The following is an 18,159-nucleotide window of genomic DNA, read 5'->3' as shown; positions in this document are numbered from 1 at the left end:
TTGACTGCACGCGGCAACGATCGTCACCCTGGCGGAGTGCCCCCAGAACTCCTTCTCCACGGCCGGCCCCATGGGGACCTGGCCCGCGACGCGAGCGCGCGCTGTCCGGGTCTCTGACGACCCCGGGACCTCATCCATGCCGCCCTCGCAGAAGGACAACTCCATGACGGTTTCGCCCGAGCTCCGTGCCGTCCCCACCATCGGCGCCCCCCGGCAGGCCTCTCCCGATCTGCTCCGCTCCGTCTTCCGCCGGCACGCGGCCGGTGTCGCGGTCGTCACCGCGCACGGCGAACGCCCGGTCGGTTTCACCGCGACCTCCCTCAACTCCGTCGCCGCAGACCCTCCCTTGATCTCCTTCGGGATCGGCACCTCCTCCTCCAGCTGGCCCGTGCTCGCCGAGGCCGGGCACATCGGCGTGCACATACTCGGAGAGCACCAGCAGGAGCTCGCCGCCACCTTCGCGCGCAGCGGCGCCGACCGCTTCGGCGACGGTACGCGCTGGAGCGTCGGACCCGAGGGCGTGCCCGTTCTCGACGGCGTCCTGGCCTGGATGATCTGCCGGGTGGTGGCCCGGGTGCCCGCGGGGGACCACCGCATCGTGATCGCGCAGGCGGTCGCGGGAGACCCCGACGGCGTGGGCCGGCCGCTCCTCTACCACCACGGGCGCTTCAACGCGCTGCGCGACTGAGAGTTCCCGTGCCCGCCGCTTTCCGCGCGTTGGCCAGATCACATGGCTGAGCGCTTGCTTACTCGTAACGAACTGGGTGTACTGGCGAGTAATATTTCGGTGGGGGCGTCCGGCGCCCCGACCGGAGACCCGCCCTTCGGACGCCTATGCTGCGAGCAACAAGGCAGCCCAGTTATGACGATGCAGTAGGAGAGCCGGCGTGAGCTTGAGGATCGTTGTCTGTGTGAAGTACGTGCCCGACGCGACCGGAGACCGCAAGTTCGCGGACGACCTCACGGTCGACCGCGACGACGTCGACGGCCTGCTGTCGGAGCTCGACGAGTACGCGGTCGAGCAGGCCCTGCAGATCGCCGAAGAGGCCGACGACGCCGAGGTCACCGTGCTCACGGTCGGCCCCGAGGACGCCAAGGACGCGCTGCGCAAGGCGCTCTCGATGGGCGCCGACAAGGCCGTCCACGTCGAGGACGACGACCTGCACGGCACCGACGTCATGGGTACCTCGCTGGTGCTCGCCAAGGCGATCGAGAAGACCGGATACGACGTCGTCATCACCGGCATGGCCTCCACCGACGGCACCATGGGTGTCCTCCCGGCGATCCTCGCCGAGCGTCTGGGCGTCCCGCAGGTCACGCTGCTCTCCGAGGTCACCATCGAGGACGGCGTCGTCAAGGGCCGCCGTGACGGCGACACCGCCTCCGAGCAGCTGGAGGCCTCCCTCCCGGCCGTCGTGTCCGTGACGGACCAGTCGGGCGAGGCGCGCTACCCCTCCTTCAAGGGCATCATGGCCGCCAAGAAGAAGCCGGTGGAGTCCCTGGAGCTGGACGACCTGGACATCGACGCGGACGAGGTCGGCCTCGCCGGCGCCTGGACCGCGGTCGACTCGGCCGCCGAGCGCCCGGCGCGCACCGCGGGCACGATCGTCAAGGACGAGGGCGAGGGCGGCAAGCAGCTGGCCGCCTTCCTTGCGGAGCAGAAGTTCATCTAAGACTCAGCCCGTGAGCCGGAGGTCCGTCCGGCCCGCGCGAGCCCCTCAGACCCGCCCCTTTCCGTTCGCAGGAGATTGAAGTCCCATGGCTGAGATTCTCGTCTACGTCGACCACGTCGACGGAGCCGTCCGCAAGCCCACCCTGGAGCTGCTGACCCTGGCCCGCCGCCTCGGCGAGCCCGTCGCCGTCGCGCTGGGCAACGGCGCCGCCGACACCGCCGCCGCGCTCGCCGAGCACGGCGCGGTGAAGGTCCTGACCGCCGACGCCCCCGAGTTCGCGGACTACCTGGTCGTCCCGAAGGTCGACGCCCTCCAGGCCGCGTACGAGGCCGTGTCCCCGGCCGCCGTCCTGGTGCCGTCCTCCGCCGAGGGCAAGGAGATCGCGGCCCGCCTCGCGGTCCGCATCGGCTCCGGCATCATCACCGACGCCATCGACCTGGAGGCCGGTGACGAGGGCCCGGTCGCGACGCAGTCCGCCTTCGCGGCCTCCTTCACCACCAAGTCCCGTGTCTCCAAGGGCACCCCGGTCATCACGGTCAAGCCGAACTCGGCCCCCGTGGAGGCCGCCCCGGCCGCCGGTACCGTCGAGGCCCTCACGGTCTCCTTCGGCGCGCTGGCCACCGGCACCAAGGTGACCGCGCGCACCCCGCGCGAGTCGACCGGCCGCCCGGAGCTGACCGAGGCCGCGATCGTGGTCTCCGGCGGCCGCGGTGTCAACGGCGCCGAGAACTTCGGCATCATCGAGGCGCTCGCCGACTCCCTCGGTGCGGCCGTCGGCGCCTCCCGCGCCGCCGTGGACGCCGGCTGGTACCCGCACGCCAACCAGGTCGGCCAGACCGGCAAGTCGGTCTCCCCGCAGCTGTACATCGCCTCCGGCATCTCCGGCGCGATCCAGCACCGCGCGGGCATGCAGACCTCGAAGACGATCGTCGCGATCAACAAGGACGCCGAGGCGCCGATCTTCGACCTCGTCGACTACGGCGTGGTGGGCGACCTCTTCGACGTCGTCCCGCAGCTGACCGACGAGGTCAAGACCCGCAAGGGCTGACCTGCGGTTCTCTCGTGGCCCGGGGCCGCACGGTGATCCCTCACCGTGCGGCCCCGGGCCGTTTCGGACAACCATTGACTCAGGTCCCGACGGACTACTAACTTCGCCATACGGATTGTTGATTCCGTTCAGCGGAAAACAGGAGGATGAGGGATGGGCCAGCAGGAGAAGGTGTCGACAAGCCTCGCGGGCGCGGTCAGCGAGGGCATCAGCGCCTCCCTCGCCACGGTGGACGCCGAGCTGGACCGCCGCTACCCGGGAGACCCCGGCACCCGCCAGCCCGTCCACACCGTCTACGTCCCCGGGAACGTCTTCGACGCCGGCACCATCCGCTCCTGGGGCGACCAGGCCCTCGCCGCGCTCGACGAGCACGCCCCCGACGCCGCCTCCCTCGCCGCCGTCCTCGGCCTCTCCGACGACCTCGCCGAGGACGTCTACGGCCGCGTACGCGCCAAGCTGGAGCGCGAGCCCGTCGAGGACCTCCGGGTCGACTTCGAGGACGGGTACGGCGGCTCCGACGAGGACCAGGACGCCGCCCGCGCCGCCCGGCTGATCTCCGAGGCGTACGGGAACGGCACCGCCGCCCCCTACATGGGCATCCGGATGAAGTGCATGGAGGCCGCCGTACGCGACCGGGGCATCCGCACCACCGACGTCTTCCTCACCGGCCTCCTGGAGAACGGCGGCCTCCCCGACGGCCTCGTCCTCACCCTTCCCAAGGTCACCTACCCCGAGCAGGTCACCGCCTTCGTCCGTCTCCTGGAGGCCTTCGAGAAGGCCCACGGCCTCGACGCCGGCCGCCTCGGCTTCGAGATCCAGATCGAGACCAGCCAGTCCATCCTCGCCACCGACGGCACCGCCGCCGTCGCCCGCATGATCGGCGCCGCCGAGGGCCGCGCCACCGGACTGCACTACGGCACCTTCGACTACAGCGCCTGCCTCGGCGTCTCCGCCGCCTACCAGGCGAGCGACCACCCGGCCGCCGACCACGCCAAGGCGATCATGCAGGTCGCCGCCGCCGGCACCGGCGTCCGCGTCTCCGACGGTTCCACCAACGTCCTCCCGGTCGGCTCGAAGGAGCACGTCCACGAGGCCTGGCGGCTCCACTACGGCCTCACCCGCCGCGCCCTCGCCCGCGCCTACTACCAGGGCTGGGACATGCACCCGGGCCACATCCCCACCCGCTACGCCGCTGTCTTCGCCTTCTACCGCGAGGGCTTCGAGGCGGCGGCCAAGCGCCTCTCCGCCTACGCCAACCACGCGGGCGGCGACGTCATGGACGAGCCCGCCACCGCCAAGGCCCTCAGCTCCTACCTGCTGCGCGGCATCGACTGCGGTGCCCTCGACACCGCCGAGGTCGACGCCCTCACCGGCATGGACCGCGCCGCCCTCGACCGCTTCGCCGCCCCGCGCCGCGGCGACCTCACGGCCTCCGCCGAGTAGCCGGCCGCAAGCCCCTGACGCCGGCCGGCCGGACCGACCGGCGGCCCGTCGGGCAGCCGGGACGCACCGCGGGGACTGGGAGCACTGCCACCCGGTTGCGCAATCCTGCGGGCGTGAGTCCTTCTGATCCTTGGTTCCGATCAGCCCGTACGTGCTGATCGTCATGCCGCTCTCAGCCGGTCGGCGGCGGGATCTCCCCCGAGCCACGGGGGATGAGCGTGGTGCCGAGCACCACCCGTTGCGGCGCCTCGGCCGCCCCGTCGAGGCGCCGGAACAGGCGCTCCGCCGCCGTCCGGCCGAGCGCGGCCGCGTCCTGCGCGATGACCGTGACGCCGAGCAGGTCGGCCAGCTCGATGTCGTCGAAGCCGACCAGAGCGACCGGCCGCGCACGCCCGGCGAGGGCCCGGACCGCCGTGACCGTCACCCGGTTGTTCCCCGCGAACAGCGCCGTCACCGGCTCCGGCCCGGCGAGGAGCTCCCGTACGGCCGAGGTCACCCGCTCGGGGTCCGTGGACCCGGCGGAGACCCAGGCGTCCCGGACCGGCAGACCCGCGTCCTCCATGGCCGCGCGGTAGCCCCGCAGCCGCTCGGCCGACGTGTGGATTCGGGGACGGTCACCGATGAAGCCGATGCGGCGGTGCCCGTGGGCGATCAGATGGGCCACCCCGTCGCGGGCGCCGCCGAAGCTGTCCGAGAGGACGGCGTCGGCCTCGATCAGCCCCGCCGGGCGGTCGACGAAGACGGTAGCGACCCCCGCCCTCATCTCCGGCTCCAGATACCGGTGGTCGTCACCCGCGGGGATCACGATCAGGCCGTCGACCCGGCGCGCGCACAGGGCGAGCGCCAACTCCTGCTCCCGGTCCGGGTCCTCGGCGCTCGAACCGTTGATGAGCAGGGCGCCGTGCGCCCGCGCGACCTCCTCGACCGCCCGGCTGAGCGGCCCGTAGAACGGGTCGGCGAGATCCTCGAGGACGAGGCCGACGGTCGCGGTCCTGCCCTTGCGCAGCACGCGCGCGCTGTCGTTGCGGCGGAAGCCGAGGACCTCGATGGCCTCCTGGACCCGGCGCTCGGTGTCGGGGGTGACACCCGGTTCCCCGTTCACGACCCGGGACACCGTCTTCAGGCCGACGCCCGCGCGCGCGGCGACGTCCTTCATCGTGGGCCGGTTGCCGTAGCGGTGTTCGGGTCGGCGGGCGGTGTCGGCCACGGTGTGCGGTTCCTCCGTCGAAGATCGGTGGTGCTGCCTCTCCGGGAAGCATAGAGCCTGGACAACGTTGTCACGACGCGGGAGACTGTACGCGACACCGTTCCGCCCGCGTCGCCGACTGGAGACCCCGCGCCATGCAGACCGATCCCGCCACGGGCCGCGCCGACGGTCTCGTCGTCGCCCTGGACATCGGGGGTACCAAGATCGCCGGCGCCCTGGTCGACGCTGAGGGCCGCATCCGGCTCCGCTCCCAGCGCCCCACGCCCGCGCGTGAGGACGGCGAGACGGTGATGGGCGCGGTCGAGGACGTGCTCGCCGACCTCGCGGCCTCGCCGCTGTGGGAGGGCGCAGGGGCCGTGGGCATCGGCAGCGCGGGCCCCGTCGACGCGTACCGGGGGACGGTGAGCCCGGTCAACGTGCCCGGCTGGCGCGACTTCCCCCTCGTCGAACGGGTCCACCGGGCCACGGGCGGACGACCCGTCACCCTGGTCGGCGACGGCGTCGCCATGACGGCCGCCGAGCACTGGCTCGGCGCCGCCCGGGGCCACGACAACGCCCTCTGCCTCGTCGTCTCCACGGGCGTCGGCGGTGGCCTCGTCCTGGGCGGCCGGGTCCACCCCGGCCCCACCGGCAACGCCGGTCACATCGGCCACATGGTGGTGGACATGGACGGCGAGCCGTGCGCCTGCGGCGGCCGCGGCTGCGTCGAGCGCGTCGCCAGCGGCCCCCACCTCGCCCGCCGCGCCCTGGAGAACGGCTGGCGGCCGGGACCCGACGGCGATGTCTCCGCCGCCGCCGTGGCCGCCGCCGCACGCGCGGGCGACCCGGTCGCCATCGCCTCCTACGAGCGGGCGGCCCGGGCGCTCGCGGCGGGCATCGCCGCGACGGCGGCCCTCGTCGAGATCGACATCGCCGTCGTCGGCGGCGGAGTCGCGGGCGCCGGGGAGATCCTCTTCGCCCCGCTCCGCCGCGGCCTCGCCTCGTACGCCACGCTCTCCTTCGTCCGCGACCTGCGCGTCGTCCCCGCCGTCACGGGAACCGACGCGGGCCTGCTGGGCGCGGCGGCCGCCGCGAGCGCGGGGGGCGTCCTCGACACCCGGACGCCGAAGGCGTAGGACCCGGGGGATCCGCCCGCCGTCACTCCCTTCGCACCCGCTCCGGCGTGCGCTGTTCCACGACCACCAGGAAGGTGTCGGACTCCAGGTCCATCACGACCCGGGCCGGCACCCCCTCGTCGCGCCGCGCGCCGGCGAACTCCTCCGCCGGCCAACTGCCCCGCGGGCCGCCGGCCGGAAAACGTTCGAGAACCCTACGACTCATCTGCGCACCCCCTCGTGCTTGCCGATCTCAACGACGACCGTGCGGAAGTGTCACGCACATGCCGAGACCCGCGATTCGTGGGTTTCCGTGGCAGGGTGTTGCGGGCAAGCCACTGGGGGCTACCGATGAGGGGGAATCGTGATCGTCTGGATCAACGGTGCGTTCGGCGCGGGAAAGTCCAGCACCGCGCGCGAGCTGGTCGAGCTGATCCCGAACAGCACGTTGTACGACCCCGAGCTCACCGGCGGGGGACTGCGCGGGCTCCTCCCGGCCAAACGGCTCGCCGAGGTCGAGGACTACCAGGACCTGCCGATCTGGCGGCGCCTGGTCGTCGACACCGCCGCCGCCCTGCTCGCCGAGGTGGGAGGCGTCCTCGTCGTCCCCATGACCCTGCTCCGGCAGGAGTACCGGGACGAGATCTTCGGAGGGCTCGCCGCCCGCCGCATCGAGGTGCGCCATGTGCTGCTCGACCCGGAGGAAACGATCCTGCGAGAGCGGATCGACGGCCGGTCGGAGTACGGCGACCCCGAGGTCGACGCCCGTGCGAGGGAGTGGTGCCACGCGCACCTCGGGCCCTACCGAGCCGCCCACGACTGGCTGACCGCCGACGCGTACACCGTCGACACCTCGGCGCTCACCGCCGCCGAGGCCGCCCGGTCGATCGCCGACGCGGTCCGCACCGGACGCGTCTCCTCGTGCGGCATCGTCCAGACCCCCGACCCGACAGGCGAGACCCTCGCCGCCGGCGTCCTGCTCTTCGACGACCAGGACCGCTTCCTCCTGGTCGACCCCACCTACAAGCCGGGCTGGGAGTTCCCCGGCGGCGTCGTCGAACCCGGCGAACCCCCGGCCCGCGCCGGGATGCGCGAGGTGGCCGAGGAGATAGGCCTCGAACTCGACGCCGTGCCCCGCCTCCTCCTCGTCGACTGGGAACGCCCCAAGCCGCCCGGCTACGGAGGACTGCGCCTCCTCTTCGACGGCGGCAGGCTCGGCCCCGAGGACACCGCGCGCCTCCGCCTCCCCGGCGCCGAACTGCGCGACTGGCGCTTCGTCACCGAGGACGAGGCCGCCGAACTCCTCCCACCCGTCCGCTACCGCCGCCTGCGCTGGGCCCTGCGCGCCCGGGAACGCGGCACGGTGCTCAACCTGGAGGCCGGGGTCCCGGTGGGCTGACGGCCGTCGGCCCTATCCGGTCGCGGCGGCGAGGAGGGACGCCGTGTCCTCGGTCACCGGAGCGCCGTGGCCGCAGCACAGCACCGAGGGGGCGAGCTTCGCGAGGCGCCGCATCGAGTCGAGCGCCGCCGCGCGGTCCACATGGAACACACCGAAGGTCACGCCCTCGACGGACGCCACCGTGTCCCCGGTGAACAGCACGCCGTGACGCGGCAGATGCACGGCGATCGAGCCGGGCGTGTGCCCCGGCGTGTGGACCACCACCGCGCCGTCGCCGAAGCCCAGCTCCTCACCGTCCTCGACCTCCCGGTCCACCCGTGTCGGCGGCGCCTCCGGCACGGTCAGACCGTGCGCGAACAGCGGGACCTCCCAGTCGAGGAGGTCCGGTTCCGGTACCGGCGCCTCGCCCCGGACCACCGGAGCGTCGAGCCGGTTCGCGAGGATCTCCGCGCCGTGCCGGTCCGCGAGCTCCTGCGCCGAGCCCACGTGGTCCCGGTGGCAGTGGGTCAGCACGATGCGGCGCAGCCGGTCCGGGTCCAGGCCGACCGCCCGTATCGCCGTCGCCGTCCCGGTCGCCGTGCCGGCCCAGCCGGCGTCGATCAGGGTCAGCTCCTCCTCGTCCCGCCAGAGGTAGGCCTGTCCGATGGAGAAGTCGAGGAGGTGCAGCCGCGGGGTGATCCGGGTGGGTTCCATACGGCGAACCTACGCATCCGCGCAGGCCCGCCGCGTGCTTCTACGCTCTCGGCGAGCTTCGCCGAGCGCTGAACCCGACGTCCGGTCAGACCCGCTTCGAGCGGGCGTACCCGAGCAGGAAGTGCGCCTCCGCCACCGAGAGCCGCTCCAGCTCCTCGGGCGAGACCGACTCGTTGGGCGCGTGGATCTGCGCCTCCGGTTCACTCAGACCGATCAGCAGGATCTCGGCCTCCGGATACAGCTCGGCCAGCGTGTTGCACAGCGGGATCGAACCGCCCATGCCCACCGCCTGCATCTCCTGACCCGGGTACGCGATCCGCATCGCCTCGGCCATCGACGCGTACGCCGGGCTCGACGTGTCCGCCTGGAACGGCTGGCCCTGACCCACCTGTTCGAGCGAGACCCGCGCGTTCCACGGCGTGTGCTTCTCGATGTGCGCGAACAGCAGCTTCGTCGCCTCCGCCGCGTCCTGGCCCGGCGGCACCCGCAGGCTGATCTGGGCACGCGCCGACGACGGGATGGAGGGGGTCGCCCCGGCCACCGGGTGGCAGTCGATGCCGATGACGGTGACGGCGGGGCGCGCCCAGATCCGGTCGGCGACCGTACCGGCGCCCGGCAGGGCCACGCCCGAGAGGACCTTGGCGTCCTGGCGGAAGGCGTCCTCCGGGTACTGCAGGCCCTCCCACACCCTGTCGCACGGCAGGCCGTCGATGACGGTCGAACCGTCCGGGCCGCGCAGCGAGTCCAGTACACGGATCAGCGCGGCCAGCGCGTCCGGCGCGGCGCCGCCGAACTGGCCGGAGTGCAGGTTGCCCTCCAGGGTGTCGATCCGCACCCGGATCATCGTCATCCCCCGCAGGGTGGCCGTCACCGTCGGGAGTCCCACCCGGAAGTTCCCCGCGTCGCCGATCACGATCGCGTCGGACGCGAGGAGTTCGGGGTGCTGTTCGGCGTACCGCTCCAGGCCGCCGGTGCCCTGCTCCTCCGACCCCTCGACGATCACCTTGACCGTCACCGGGACACCGCCGTTCGCCTTCAGGGCGCGCAGCGCGAGCAGGTGCAGGACGAAGCCGCCCTTGCAGTCGGCGGTTCCCCGCCCGTACCAGCGTCCGTCGCGCTCGGTCAGCTCGAACGGCGGCGTGAGCCAGGCGGACTCGTCCAGCTTCGGCTGCACGTCGTAGTGCGCGTAGAGGAGGACGGTCGGCGCTCCGGCCGGACCGGGCAGGATGCCGTACACCGCCTGCGAACCGTCCGGGGTGTCGAGCAGCGCCACATCCTCGAAGTCCTCGGCGCGCAGGGCGTCGGCGACCCAGTTCGCCGCCGCCTCGCACTCGCTGCGCGGCGCCACGGCCTCGTCCGCCACCGACTCGAAGGCCACCAGCTCAGTGAGCTCGGCCTTGGCCCTGGGCATCAGGGACCGTACGGTCTCGGCGATCGGATTCGAGGTCATGGGCACGCTCCTGGTGGGTGCGACGTTACGACGTAAGGACGGCGATTGGCGTATGTCGTGGTACGACGAACGCACCGGAGATCCTACGGCGCGGGTCGTCGGCGACCCGCGCCGTAGGATGCGTCAGGAGCAGACCACCGGTCGGATCAGGAGCAGAAGCACATCGTGAGCAGCGAGCACGCAGAGAACGCCGGTCCGGAGAACACCTCGCCCGAGGGCGCGGCTCCTGAGGGCATCGGTGTGGACGGGGCGGCGGACGTGGACGAGGCGGCGGAAGCGGACCTGGGGGCGCAAGCGGACCGGGAGGCGGAAGCGGATCCGGCGGACGGGGAGGCGAAGGACGTCCATCCGACGGACGGGGACGTCACGACGGACGTGGACGCCACGGCGGACGTGGCCCAGTCGGCCGCCGGGGAAGGCGGCGGGGAGGGCGACGTCTGGGACGTCGTGGTCGTCGGCGCCGGTCCGGCCGGGGCGACCGCGGCCTACGCGGCGGCCGTGGCCGGGCGTCGGGTGCTGCTCCTGGAGAAGTCCGAGCTGCCCCGCTACAAGACGTGCGGCGGCGGCATCATCGGCCCCTCCCGCGACTCGCTGCCGCCCGGCTTCGAACTCCCCCTCCAGGACCGGGTGCACGCCGTCACCTTCTCCCTGCAGGGACGCTTCGCCCGTACCCGCCGCTCCCGCCGCATGCTCTTCGGGCTCATCAACCGCCCGGAATTCGACGCCCAGCTCGTCGAGCACGCGCAGAAGGCGGGTGCCGAGCTGCGGACCGGTGTCACGGTCACCAGGGTGGAGCAGCACGGCCCGGCCGTCCCGGACCGGCGAACCGTCGCCGTCGTCCTCGCCGACGGCGAGACGGTGCTCGCGCGCGCGGTCATCGGCGCCGACGGCAGCGCGAGCCGCATAGGGGCGCATGTAGGGGTGAAGCTCGGTCAGGTCGACCTCGGTCTGGAGGCGGAGATCCCCGTACCTCCGTCGGTCGCCGAGGACTGGAAGGGGCGCGTCCTCATCGACTGGGGCCCGATGCCCGGCAGTTACGGGTGGGTCTTCCCCAAGGGGGACACCCTGACCGTCGGCGTCATCTCGGCGCGCGGCGAGGGCGCCGCCACCAAGCGGTACCTGGAGGACTTCGTCGCCCGGCTCGGCCTGTCCGGCTTCGAGCCCACGATCTCCTCCGGCCATCTGACGCGCTGCCGCACCGACGACTCGCCGCTCTCCCGGGGCCGGGTCCTGGTCTGCGGTGACGCCGCCGGACTCCTGGAACCGTGGACGCGTGAGGGCATCTCGTACGCGCTCCGCTCGGGCCGACTCGCGGGGGAGTGGGCCGTCCGGGTCGCCGAGGCCGGCGACGCGGTCGACGCCCGGCGTCAGGCCCTCAACTACGCCTTCGCCATCAAGGCGGGGCTGGGCGTCGAGATGGCGGTCGGGCGGCGGATGCTCGCGCTGTTCGAACGGCGGCCGGGGCTGCTGCACGCGACGATCACGGGGCTGCGCCCGGCGTGGAACGCGTTCGCCGACATCACCCGGGGTTCGGCGACGCTCGGCGGCATGGTCCGCTCGAACGGCATGGCCCGGCGGGCGCTCGAGGTCCTGGACCGGCGGATGGACACAGCGTCCGGTGTCGGCCCGGTGGGACGCGGGGTCGGCCAGCGGGAGCGGTCGGCGGCGGAGTCGTCGTTGTCGTTGTCGTTGTCGTTGTCGTTGTCGGAGGAGTCTGCCGGGGATGCGGATTCACGTGAGGGCTCTGCGCTTCCCAAGACGACGGAGCCTGCCACGGCTTCGGAGTCTCCCCAGGGTGCGGAGTCCTCCACGGGCACGGAGGCGTCCGACGCACCGGAGGCGTCCTGACGCCCCGACGCGAGGGTGAGTCAGCGGACGGGCTCCGCCGCTCCGGCCGGTTCACGGGGCCGGGGTGGTGGGGCCCGTCGTCGTGAGGCGGAAGACCGGGGGCCATCGACATCGCCCGCCGTGCGCACACCGGCGAGCGCGTGGCGCTTCCCCCGCTTCCGTAGGCCCCGCTTCCGTAGGCCCTGTGCCCGGAGGCCCTGCGCCCGGAGGCCCCGTTCCCGGAGGCCCCGCTCCCGGAGGCCGTCCGCATCGCCGCCGACATCGCTCCGGACCTTCCCCCGGCCCCGGCCGTCGCACTCGTCGCCGCCTGGTCGCAGCTCTTCGGCCTCGTGTCCTTCGAGGTGCTGGGTCAGTTCCACCGTGTCGTCGGGGAACGCGACACCTTCTCCGCCGCGGCCGCCCGCCGACTGGGCCTGTTGTCGCGTGGCTGAACGCCTGCCGCCCCGCAGGTCCTCCGCTCAGGACCAGGTGATCCCCGAGGTCTCCCGCCACAGCCGGGCGAGCTCCGCGTCCCCGGTGACCGTCACGGCGGCGGTCGGCAGCCGGTTCCACAGGGTCAGGTACAGACGGTCGGCGGGCCCGCTCAGTTCGACGTCCGCCGAACCCGAACCCGAACCCGAACCCGAATCCGAACCCGCAGCCGAAGCGGCTACCGAACCCGAACCCGTAGCGATGACAGCCTCTGCGGCGACACCCCCAGCGGCACCCGCCCCCACGACCGACCGCCCCTCCCGTTCCGCCCGGGGCTCCGTCGGCGACAGGCGTACGGTCCAGACGTCGCCCGTGTCCGTCGTGCGCACCCGCATCGTCCGTGGGCCGGGCGTCCGCACCCGGCTGCGGTCCCGGCCGCGGAAGCCGCGCAGCAGCTCGTCGATGCCGTCGGCGGCGACCGTCGGGTCCACCGGCCCTGGGCCGGTCGCGAGCGCCGACTCGGCGTCCGCCCGGTGGACGGTCGTCTCGTGCGCCTGCCGTCGCGTCCAGAAGGCGAGCGGCGAGGGCGCGGGGAAGAGCATCAGGCACTCCAGCGTCTCCGGTGCCGCGCGCAGGGTGGCGACGAGGCCCTCGTGCCCCTCGCGGCAGTGGGCGAGCAGTGCGTCACCGTCGAGCGTCGGCTCGACGGCGCCCCGATGGTACGTGGTGTGCCCCTCGGCCACGTAGGACGCGGCCCAGCGGTGCACCATCGTCGTGTGCCGCAGGACGTCCCGGATCCGCCACCCCGGGCAGTTCGGCACCTCCGCGTCCGGCCCGGCGGCCGCCGCTGCCCCGGCGAGGCGCCGGCCGGCGGTCTCCAGCACGTCGATGTGTTCCGTGATCATCATGGTCCCTCCGGTGATCGCGTCCATGCGCGGGATTCTCGCAACCACGGGCGCGCTGCGGAGGGGATCCCGGTCCGGTCAACGGCTGAGGGGAGTCCGCCGGGGCGGGGCGGCGTTCCGGGGCGGCTCAACTCACCGAGTCCGCGCCCGCGTTACGTACCCAGTAGCCCATCGCCGCCGCGCCCGCGGCGAGTACGGCGACCGTGGTGAGGGCCAGCGGCAGGGAGAACCAGTCGGCGAGGAACCCGATCGACGGCGGGCCGAGCAGCATCCCGCCGTAGCCGAGCGTGGACGCCGTCGCCACCCCGGCGGGTCCTGCGACGGCGCCCGCGCGGGCCACGGCGACGGGGAAGATGTTGGCGAGTCCGAGGCCGGTGACCGCGAAGCCGAGGAGGGTGGCCCAGACGGTCGGTGCGAGCGCGCCGAGCAGCATGCCGACGGCGGCCGTCGCACCCCCCGCGACCAGGGTGCGGGTCTGGCCGAGGCGTTCGAGCAGGGCGGTGCCGGTCAGGCGTCCGACGGTCATCGTCAGCGCGAAGACGGAGTACCCGGCGGCGGCCACCCCGGGGTGCGCGCCCAGGTCCTGCTCCAGGTGGAGGGCGCCCCAGTCGGCGAGTGCCCCCTCGCCGTACGCCGTGCAGAGGGCGATCACCCCGAAGACGAGCACGGTACGGCGCGTCCCGCTCCGAGAGGAGCCGTCGGAGGCGTGGGCGGCGGGTGCGAGGGACTCGGGCGGCGGAGCGGGGGAGGGGTGGCGCAGGAGTACGGGACCGGCGAGGGCCGTCAGGAGCAGACCGGCGCCGGTGAGGCCGAGGAGGTGGGAGGTCGGGGAGAGGCTCCCCGCGAGCAGTCCGCCGAGGCCCGCGCCGATCATGCCGCCGAGGCTGAAGGCGGCGTGGAAGCTCGGCATGACGGGGCGCCGGAGCGCGGCCACGAGATCCACGGCGGCGCTGTTCATGGCGACGTTGATCCCGCCGTACGCGGCGCCGAAGACGAGCAGGACGAGTCCGAGGGCGAGCGGGGAGCGCGTGAGCGGGGGCAGGGCGACCGAGAGGGAGAGGAGGACGCCGGTGGCGACGGTGACCGCGTGGGACCCGTAACGGCGGCAGAGCCGGCCGGTCAGCGTCATGGTGATCACGGCGCCGGCGGACACGCCGAGGAGGGCCAGGCCGAGGTCGCCGGCCGAAGCGCCGGTCTGCTGCTTGACGGCGGGGATGCGGACGACCCAGCCGGCGAACAGGAAGCCGTCGAGCGCGAAGAAGAGGGTCAGGGCGAGGCGGAGGCGGGACAGGGAGCGGGTGGCGGTGTCTCCGCCGGAGCCCCCCGAGGCGGCCGTCCGTACTTTGTTTAGTAGCGGCACAAACTCAGGATAGGGGGAGCCGGCGCCGGCGGGCAAGCGGTCGGCAAGCCTCCGCGCCTTCGGACCACAGGGGTACGGGACCTCCCGCCGTCCGATCATGGGAGACTCCCACCCATGAACGGCAAGGCGACGACGACCCGGACACGGCTGGACAGGGGGCGCAACGCGCTCGGCCCCGCACTGGAGCTGGTGCACACCGGCAGGGCGCCGACCCGGGCCGTCCTCACCGCCGAACTGGGAGTCACCCGGGCCACCGCAGGCGCGGTCGCCGCCGAACTTGAGGCCCTCGGCCTCATCCGTGTCGACTCGAACCCCGGCGCCGCCGCAGGTTCCCAGGGGCGCCCCTCGCACCGCCTCGCCGTCGACGAGAAGGGCCCCGTGGCCCTCGCCGCCCAGGTCCACGCCGACGGCTTCCGCGCCGCCCTCGTCGGTCTCGGCGGGACCATCGTCGCCACCGCCCCCGGCTGCGTCACGGTCTCCGCCGACCCCGCCCAGGTCCTCGGTGCCGTCGTCGAAGCCGGGGCCGCGCTGCTCCGGGAGACCGGCCGTCGGTGCGTGGGCGCCGGGCTCGCCGCCCCCTCCGCCGTGGCCGAGCCCGAGGGCACCGCGCTCAACCCGCTCCACCTCGCCTGGCCCGCCGGGGCGCCGGTCCGGGAGATCTTCGCCGAACGGGTACGGGCCGCCGGCATCGAAGGCCCCGCCTTCACCGGCAACGACGTGAACCTCGCCGCCCTCGCCGAGCACCGCCACGGCGCGGGGCGCGGGGCGCGGGACCTGCTCTGCGTGGCCACCGGCCACCGGGGCGTCGGCGGCGCGCTCGTCCTCGACGGGCGCCTCCACACCGGCAGCGCGGGTCTCGCCCTCGAGGTCGGTCACCTCACCGTGAACCCCGAGGGCCGCCCCTGCCACTGCGGCAGCCGCGGCTGCCTTGACGTCGAGACCGACCCGCTCGCCTTCCTCACGGTCGCGGGCCGCACTCCTGGCCCCGAGGTGTCCCTGCTCCAGCAGTCCCGCGACCTGCTGCGCACCAGCCCCGGCGACCCGGGGGTCCGGGTCGCCGTCGGGGAGCTGATCGACCGTCTGGGGCTGGGCCTCGCCGGTCTGGTGAACATCCTCAACCCCGACCGGATCATCCTCGGCGGCCTGCACCGCGAGCTCCTCGACGCCGACCCCGAGCGGCTCCGCGCGGTCGTCGCCGACCGCAGCCTGTGGGGCCGCAGCGGTGGAGTGCCGATCCTGCCCTGCACCCTGGACCACAACAGCCTCGTCGGCGCCGCCGAACTGGCCTGGCAGCCGGTCCTGGACGACCCCCTGGCCGCCCTGGGCCGCGAACCGGTCTGAGGCGGCTCGGACCGCGGCCCCGCCTCCGCCCCCCGTACGGGAGACCGGGCAGGCCCCACGGTCTGATGCCTACTTCTCGGAGCGGCCCTCGACCAGGGCGGCGAGCCGGTCCAGGGCCATGCGCGTCCCCGTCTCGTTGTCGGCGGCGGGCACCGCGTCCGGCACCCCCTCGTGGACGACGAGCACATCCGTGCCGCCGCCGATCGCGACCAGGGTCGTCGTGAGGGTCATCGCGCCGTGCAGCCGGGGGTCCGGGGCCTCGAACTCGACGACCTCGACCACCCGTTCGTCCGCGAGCAGCTTCACGAAGCGCCCGTGGTACGTGTCGGTGCGCGCCGCCGACTTGCCCACGCCGTCCGCGGTCCCGTAGTGCAACGAGACCCGGAAGGTACCGCCTTCGCGCGCGTCGAATTCGTGCACCTCGCAGGTCATTCCGTACGGCACCCGCCAGCGCCCGACGGCGCCCGGGTCGAGCAGGGCTCGGTAGACGGCCGAGGGCGGGGCGTCGACATGGCGGGACACACGCGTCGTGTACACGACTGCAAGGCTAGAGCGTGTCCGCCGACCCCGCCCCTCCGCCGACCCCGCCCCTCCGACGGTGCGGTCCCTCCAGCGGCGCCGGCCCTCGGACCGGACCGCCCCTCCGGCGGTACCGACCCCCGGCGGTACCGACCTCCGGCGAAACCGCCCCTCGGGCCGGACCGCCCCAAATCGCCTTCCCTCAGCGGAAATCCCTGGTCGGTGACATGCCGGACGACGTACTGTTCCGCCTCATGACCTCTTCTGAAAACGATCTTCCTCCGCGCCTCGGCAACCTCACCTTCCACGGTCCGCTCTCCGAGGCCCGCGCCACCCGCATGATCGAGCGGCTCGCCGCCACCGAGCCCGCCGACGTGCTCGACATCGGCTGCGGCTGGGGCGAGTTGCTGCTACGTGTCCTGGAGGCGGCCCCGGCCGCCAAGGGCGCCGGCATCGACATCAACGCGGAGGACCTGGCCCGCGGCCGGGCCCTCGCCGAGGCCCGGGGGCTCGCCGACCGCGGCGAGTTCGTCGAGGAGTCGGCCCTCGGCACCGACCGCGGGCCCGTCGACGCGATCCTCTGTCTCGGGTCGAGCCAGGCGCTCTGCGACCCCGAGCAGCCGCACGACCCCGCGGCCGCTCTGCGCGAGCTGCGCCGGCTGGTCCGGCCGGGCGGCCGGGTCGTGCTCGGGGAGGGCTTCTGGGAGCGCACTCCCACCGAGGAGGAGCTGGCCGGCATGTGGCCCGGCGCGAACGCCGGCGACCACCTGTCCCTCGGCGCCCTCGTCGACCTCGCGATCGAGGCGGGATTCCGCCCCGCGTGGATCGAGACGGGGAGCGCGGAGGAGTGGGAGGAGTTCGAGTCGGGCTACCGGTACGACACCGAGGTCTGGCTCGCCGCCCACCCCGACCACCCGCTCGCCGCCGAGACCCGCGAGCGCGTCGACCGGCAGCGTTCCACCTGGCTGAGCGGCTACCGGCGGGTCCTCAACATGGCGTACCTCACGCTCATCGCCGTGGCCTGAAACCACGACCACGGAGGGAAGCGCTCGTGCTCCTCGCGGGCGCTTCCCTCCGTGGCCGGGCCCGTGGGCCGTTCAGACCGCTCCGCCCACCAGCGCCGGCTCCGGTGTGAGGAGCGGTTCGGGCGCGAGGGCCGGTTCGAGGGCGGGGGCCGGGTCGGCCGGGGCGCTGAGCGGGAGGCCGGAGAACCGTCCGTACCCCCGGAAGGGGACCTCGGCCGCGGAGTCGTACACGGCGCCCGAGCGGGCCATGACCGGGACGGGGCGTGGCGGCGCCGAGAGGGTGAACCACACCACCTTCCCGTCCGCGCCGCAGGGACGGACACCCCAGCTCTCGCTGACCGCGCGGACGATGGCGAGGCCGCGGCCGGAGGTGGCCAGTTCGTCGGAGGCGTGGAGCGCGTCCGGGCAGCCGGCCTCCGGTATGCGGGGGTCGTGGTCCCGGACGGAGACCGTCAGCCGATCGAGCAGCAGCTCGATCTCGACGGTGCACCGCTTGTCCGGCCTGGCGTGCCGGTGGACGTTCGTCAGAAGTTCGGTGACTCCGAGCACGGCCTGATCGACCAGAGCGTCGAGGTGCCAGTGACGCAGATGCGCGGAGACAATCCTGCGGACCTGTCCGATCCGCGACGGCAGGGCCTGAAGCTCCACCGCGTAGTACCTGCTGGGCTCGCTGATCACGGCTGCGACTCCCCGAAGTAGTCCGGAAGAAGACGAAGATACGGATCTCTCCTGCGGCACAGGGA

17 protein-coding genes and 1 pseudogene are annotated in these 18,159 nt (G+C 73.6%); 10 read left to right on the top strand and 8 right to left on the bottom strand.

The window, feature by feature from the left end; translation table 11 throughout:
• Positions 1 to 163 precede the first annotated feature (163 nt).
• The 4 genes from ABZ567_RS19085 (at position 164) to ABZ567_RS19070 (ending at position 4,164) form a co-directional block, all read left to right on the top strand.
• Positions 164 to 688, top strand: a complete 525-nt coding sequence (locus tag ABZ567_RS19085) for a flavin reductase family protein (RefSeq protein WP_360791146.1) — start codon at positions 164 to 166, stop codon at positions 686 to 688.
• A gap of 199 nt (positions 689 to 887) precedes the next feature.
• A complete protein-coding gene (locus ABZ567_RS19080) occupies positions 888 to 1,673 on the top strand; it encodes an electron transfer flavoprotein subunit beta/FixA family protein (protein ID WP_360791143.1) in 786 nt (261 codons plus the stop codon).
• Positions 1,674 to 1,758: 85 nt separating this feature from the next.
• A complete protein-coding gene (locus tag ABZ567_RS19075; protein WP_360791140.1) occupies positions 1,759 to 2,721 on the top strand; it encodes an electron transfer flavoprotein subunit alpha/FixB family protein in 963 nt (320 codons plus the stop codon).
• A gap of 153 nt (positions 2,722 to 2,874) precedes the next feature.
• Positions 2,875 to 4,164 (top strand): aldolase/citrate lyase family protein, encoded by a 1,290-nt coding sequence (locus ABZ567_RS19070; RefSeq protein ID WP_360791138.1) that lies wholly within the window; start codon positions 2,875 to 2,877, stop codon positions 4,162 to 4,164.
• A 172-nt stretch (positions 4,165 to 4,336) separates the two neighbouring features.
• Here the strand turns inward: ABZ567_RS19070 and ABZ567_RS19065 are convergent, their stop codons facing one another.
• Entirely contained in the window at positions 4,337 to 5,371 is a 1,035-nt protein-coding gene (locus ABZ567_RS19065; protein WP_360791135.1) for a LacI family DNA-binding transcriptional regulator, read from the bottom strand.
• Between the two features lie 134 nt (positions 5,372 to 5,505).
• On the opposite strand from ABZ567_RS19065, the gene ABZ567_RS19060 reads away from it, so the two are divergent.
• Positions 5,506 to 6,486 (top strand): ROK family protein, encoded by a 981-nt coding sequence (locus ABZ567_RS19060; protein WP_360791132.1) that lies wholly within the window; start codon positions 5,506 to 5,508, stop codon positions 6,484 to 6,486.
• Positions 6,487 to 6,508: 22 nt separating this feature from the next.
• Here the strand turns inward: ABZ567_RS19060 and ABZ567_RS19055 are convergent, their stop codons facing one another.
• Positions 6,509 to 6,691 (bottom strand): hypothetical protein, encoded by a 183-nt coding sequence (locus ABZ567_RS19055; protein WP_360791129.1) that lies wholly within the window; start codon positions 6,689 to 6,691, stop codon positions 6,509 to 6,511.
• Positions 6,692 to 6,829: 138 nt separating this feature from the next.
• On the opposite strand from ABZ567_RS19055, the gene ABZ567_RS19050 reads away from it, so the two are divergent.
• The gene (locus ABZ567_RS19050) at positions 6,830 to 7,864 is read left to right on the top strand and encodes an NUDIX domain-containing protein (protein WP_360791126.1); all 1,035 of its coding nucleotides are present in this window, start codon (positions 6,830 to 6,832) and stop codon (positions 7,862 to 7,864) included.
• Positions 7,865 to 7,876: 12 nt separating this feature from the next.
• On the opposite strand, the gene ABZ567_RS19045 is transcribed toward ABZ567_RS19050, so the two are convergent.
• Together ABZ567_RS19045 and ABZ567_RS19040 are read right to left on the bottom strand one after the other, a co-directional pair.
• Positions 7,877 to 8,557 carry an MBL fold metallo-hydrolase gene (locus tag ABZ567_RS19045; protein WP_360791123.1) on the bottom strand — a complete coding sequence of 227 codons (681 nt, stop codon included), beginning with the start codon at positions 8,555 to 8,557 and terminating at the stop codon, positions 7,877 to 7,879.
• Between the two features lie 85 nt (positions 8,558 to 8,642).
• Entirely contained in the window at positions 8,643 to 10,007 is a 1,365-nt protein-coding gene (locus ABZ567_RS19040) for a dipeptidase (RefSeq protein WP_360791120.1), read from the bottom strand.
• Between the two features lie 393 nt (positions 10,008 to 10,400).
• Here ABZ567_RS19040 and ABZ567_RS19035 point away from each other — a divergent pair, with 393 nt between their 5' ends.
• Both ABZ567_RS19035 and ABZ567_RS19030 read left to right on the top strand, forming a co-directional pair.
• Positions 10,401 to 11,855: a geranylgeranyl reductase family protein gene (locus tag ABZ567_RS19035; RefSeq protein ID WP_360791686.1), complete on the top strand. Its 1,455-nt coding sequence runs from the start codon at positions 10,401 to 10,403 to the stop codon at positions 11,853 to 11,855.
• 233 nt (positions 11,856 to 12,088) lie between these two features.
• Positions 12,089 to 12,286, top strand: a pseudogene (locus tag ABZ567_RS19030) (WHG domain-containing protein); the annotation flags it as partial.
• A 27-nt stretch (positions 12,287 to 12,313) separates the two neighbouring features.
• Here ABZ567_RS19030 and ABZ567_RS19025 read toward each other — a convergent pair.
• On the bottom strand, positions 12,314 to 13,174 hold the full coding sequence (locus ABZ567_RS19025; RefSeq protein WP_360791683.1) for a maleylpyruvate isomerase family mycothiol-dependent enzyme: 861 nt from the start codon (positions 13,172 to 13,174) through the stop codon (positions 12,314 to 12,316).
• Positions 13,175 to 13,298: 124 nt separating this feature from the next.
• Positions 13,299 to 14,531, bottom strand: a complete 1,233-nt coding sequence (locus tag ABZ567_RS19020; RefSeq protein ID WP_360791117.1) for an MFS transporter — start codon at positions 14,529 to 14,531, stop codon at positions 13,299 to 13,301.
• 114 nt (positions 14,532 to 14,645) lie between these two features.
• Here ABZ567_RS19020 and ABZ567_RS19015 point away from each other — a divergent pair, with 114 nt between their 5' ends.
• Positions 14,646 to 15,872 carry an ROK family protein gene (locus tag ABZ567_RS19015; protein WP_360791114.1) on the top strand — a complete coding sequence of 409 codons (1,227 nt, stop codon included), beginning with the start codon at positions 14,646 to 14,648 and terminating at the stop codon, positions 15,870 to 15,872.
• 69 nt (positions 15,873 to 15,941) lie between these two features.
• Here the strand turns inward: ABZ567_RS19015 and ABZ567_RS19010 are convergent, their stop codons facing one another.
• Complete coding sequence (locus ABZ567_RS19010) at positions 15,942 to 16,409, bottom strand: SRPBCC domain-containing protein (RefSeq protein ID WP_360791111.1); 468 nt, start codon at positions 16,407 to 16,409, stop codon at positions 15,942 to 15,944.
• A gap of 236 nt (positions 16,410 to 16,645) precedes the next feature.
• Between ABZ567_RS19010 and ABZ567_RS19005 the strand changes: the two genes are divergently transcribed.
• A complete protein-coding gene (locus ABZ567_RS19005; protein WP_360791108.1) occupies positions 16,646 to 17,416 on the top strand; it encodes a methyltransferase in 771 nt (256 codons plus the stop codon).
• 72 nt (positions 17,417 to 17,488) lie between these two features.
• Here ABZ567_RS19005 and ABZ567_RS19000 read toward each other — a convergent pair whose 3' ends face one another.
• A complete protein-coding gene (locus tag ABZ567_RS19000; protein WP_360791105.1) occupies positions 17,489 to 18,094 on the bottom strand; it encodes an ATP-binding protein in 606 nt (201 codons plus the stop codon).
• Between the last annotated feature and the right edge of the window lie 65 nt (positions 18,095 to 18,159).

Source organism: Streptomyces sp. NPDC016459, assembly GCF_040632845.1.
In the GTDB taxonomy this organism is placed as follows: domain Bacteria; phylum Actinomycetota; class Actinomycetes; order Streptomycetales; family Streptomycetaceae; genus Streptomyces.
The sequence above is the reverse complement of the archived record's forward strand: the minus strand, read 5'-3'. Positions and strand labels throughout refer to the sequence as shown.

Bases quoted from the DNA above. Each gene is read 5' to 3' on its own strand.
- ABZ567_RS19085 (WP_360791146.1), top strand. From the start codon at position 164: ATGACGGTTTCGCCCGAGCTCCGTGCCGTCCCCACCATCGGCGCCCCC.
- ABZ567_RS19075 (WP_360791140.1), top strand. From the start codon at position 1,759: ATGGCTGAGATTCTCGTCTACGTCGACCACGTCGACGGAGCCGTCCGC.
- ABZ567_RS19070 (WP_360791138.1), top strand. From the start codon at position 2,875: ATGGGCCAGCAGGAGAAGGTGTCGACAAGCCTCGCGGGCGCGGTCAGC.
- ABZ567_RS19060 (WP_360791132.1), top strand. From the start codon at position 5,506: ATGCAGACCGATCCCGCCACGGGCCGCGCCGACGGTCTCGTCGTCGCC.
- ABZ567_RS19055 (WP_360791129.1), bottom strand. From the start codon at position 6,691: ATGAGTCGTAGGGTTCTCGAACGTTTTCCGGCCGGCGGCCCGCGGGGC.
- ABZ567_RS19045 (WP_360791123.1), bottom strand. From the start codon at position 8,557: ATGGAACCCACCCGGATCACCCCGCGGCTGCACCTCCTCGACTTCTCC.
- ABZ567_RS19040 (WP_360791120.1), bottom strand. From the start codon at position 10,007: ATGACCTCGAATCCGATCGCCGAGACCGTACGGTCCCTGATGCCCAGG.
- ABZ567_RS19025 (WP_360791683.1), bottom strand. From the start codon at position 13,174: ATGATGATCACGGAACACATCGACGTGCTGGAGACCGCCGGCCGGCGC.
- ABZ567_RS19015 (WP_360791114.1), top strand. From the start codon at position 14,646: ATGAACGGCAAGGCGACGACGACCCGGACACGGCTGGACAGGGGGCGC.
- ABZ567_RS19005 (WP_360791108.1), top strand. From the start codon at position 16,646: ATGACCTCTTCTGAAAACGATCTTCCTCCGCGCCTCGGCAACCTCACC.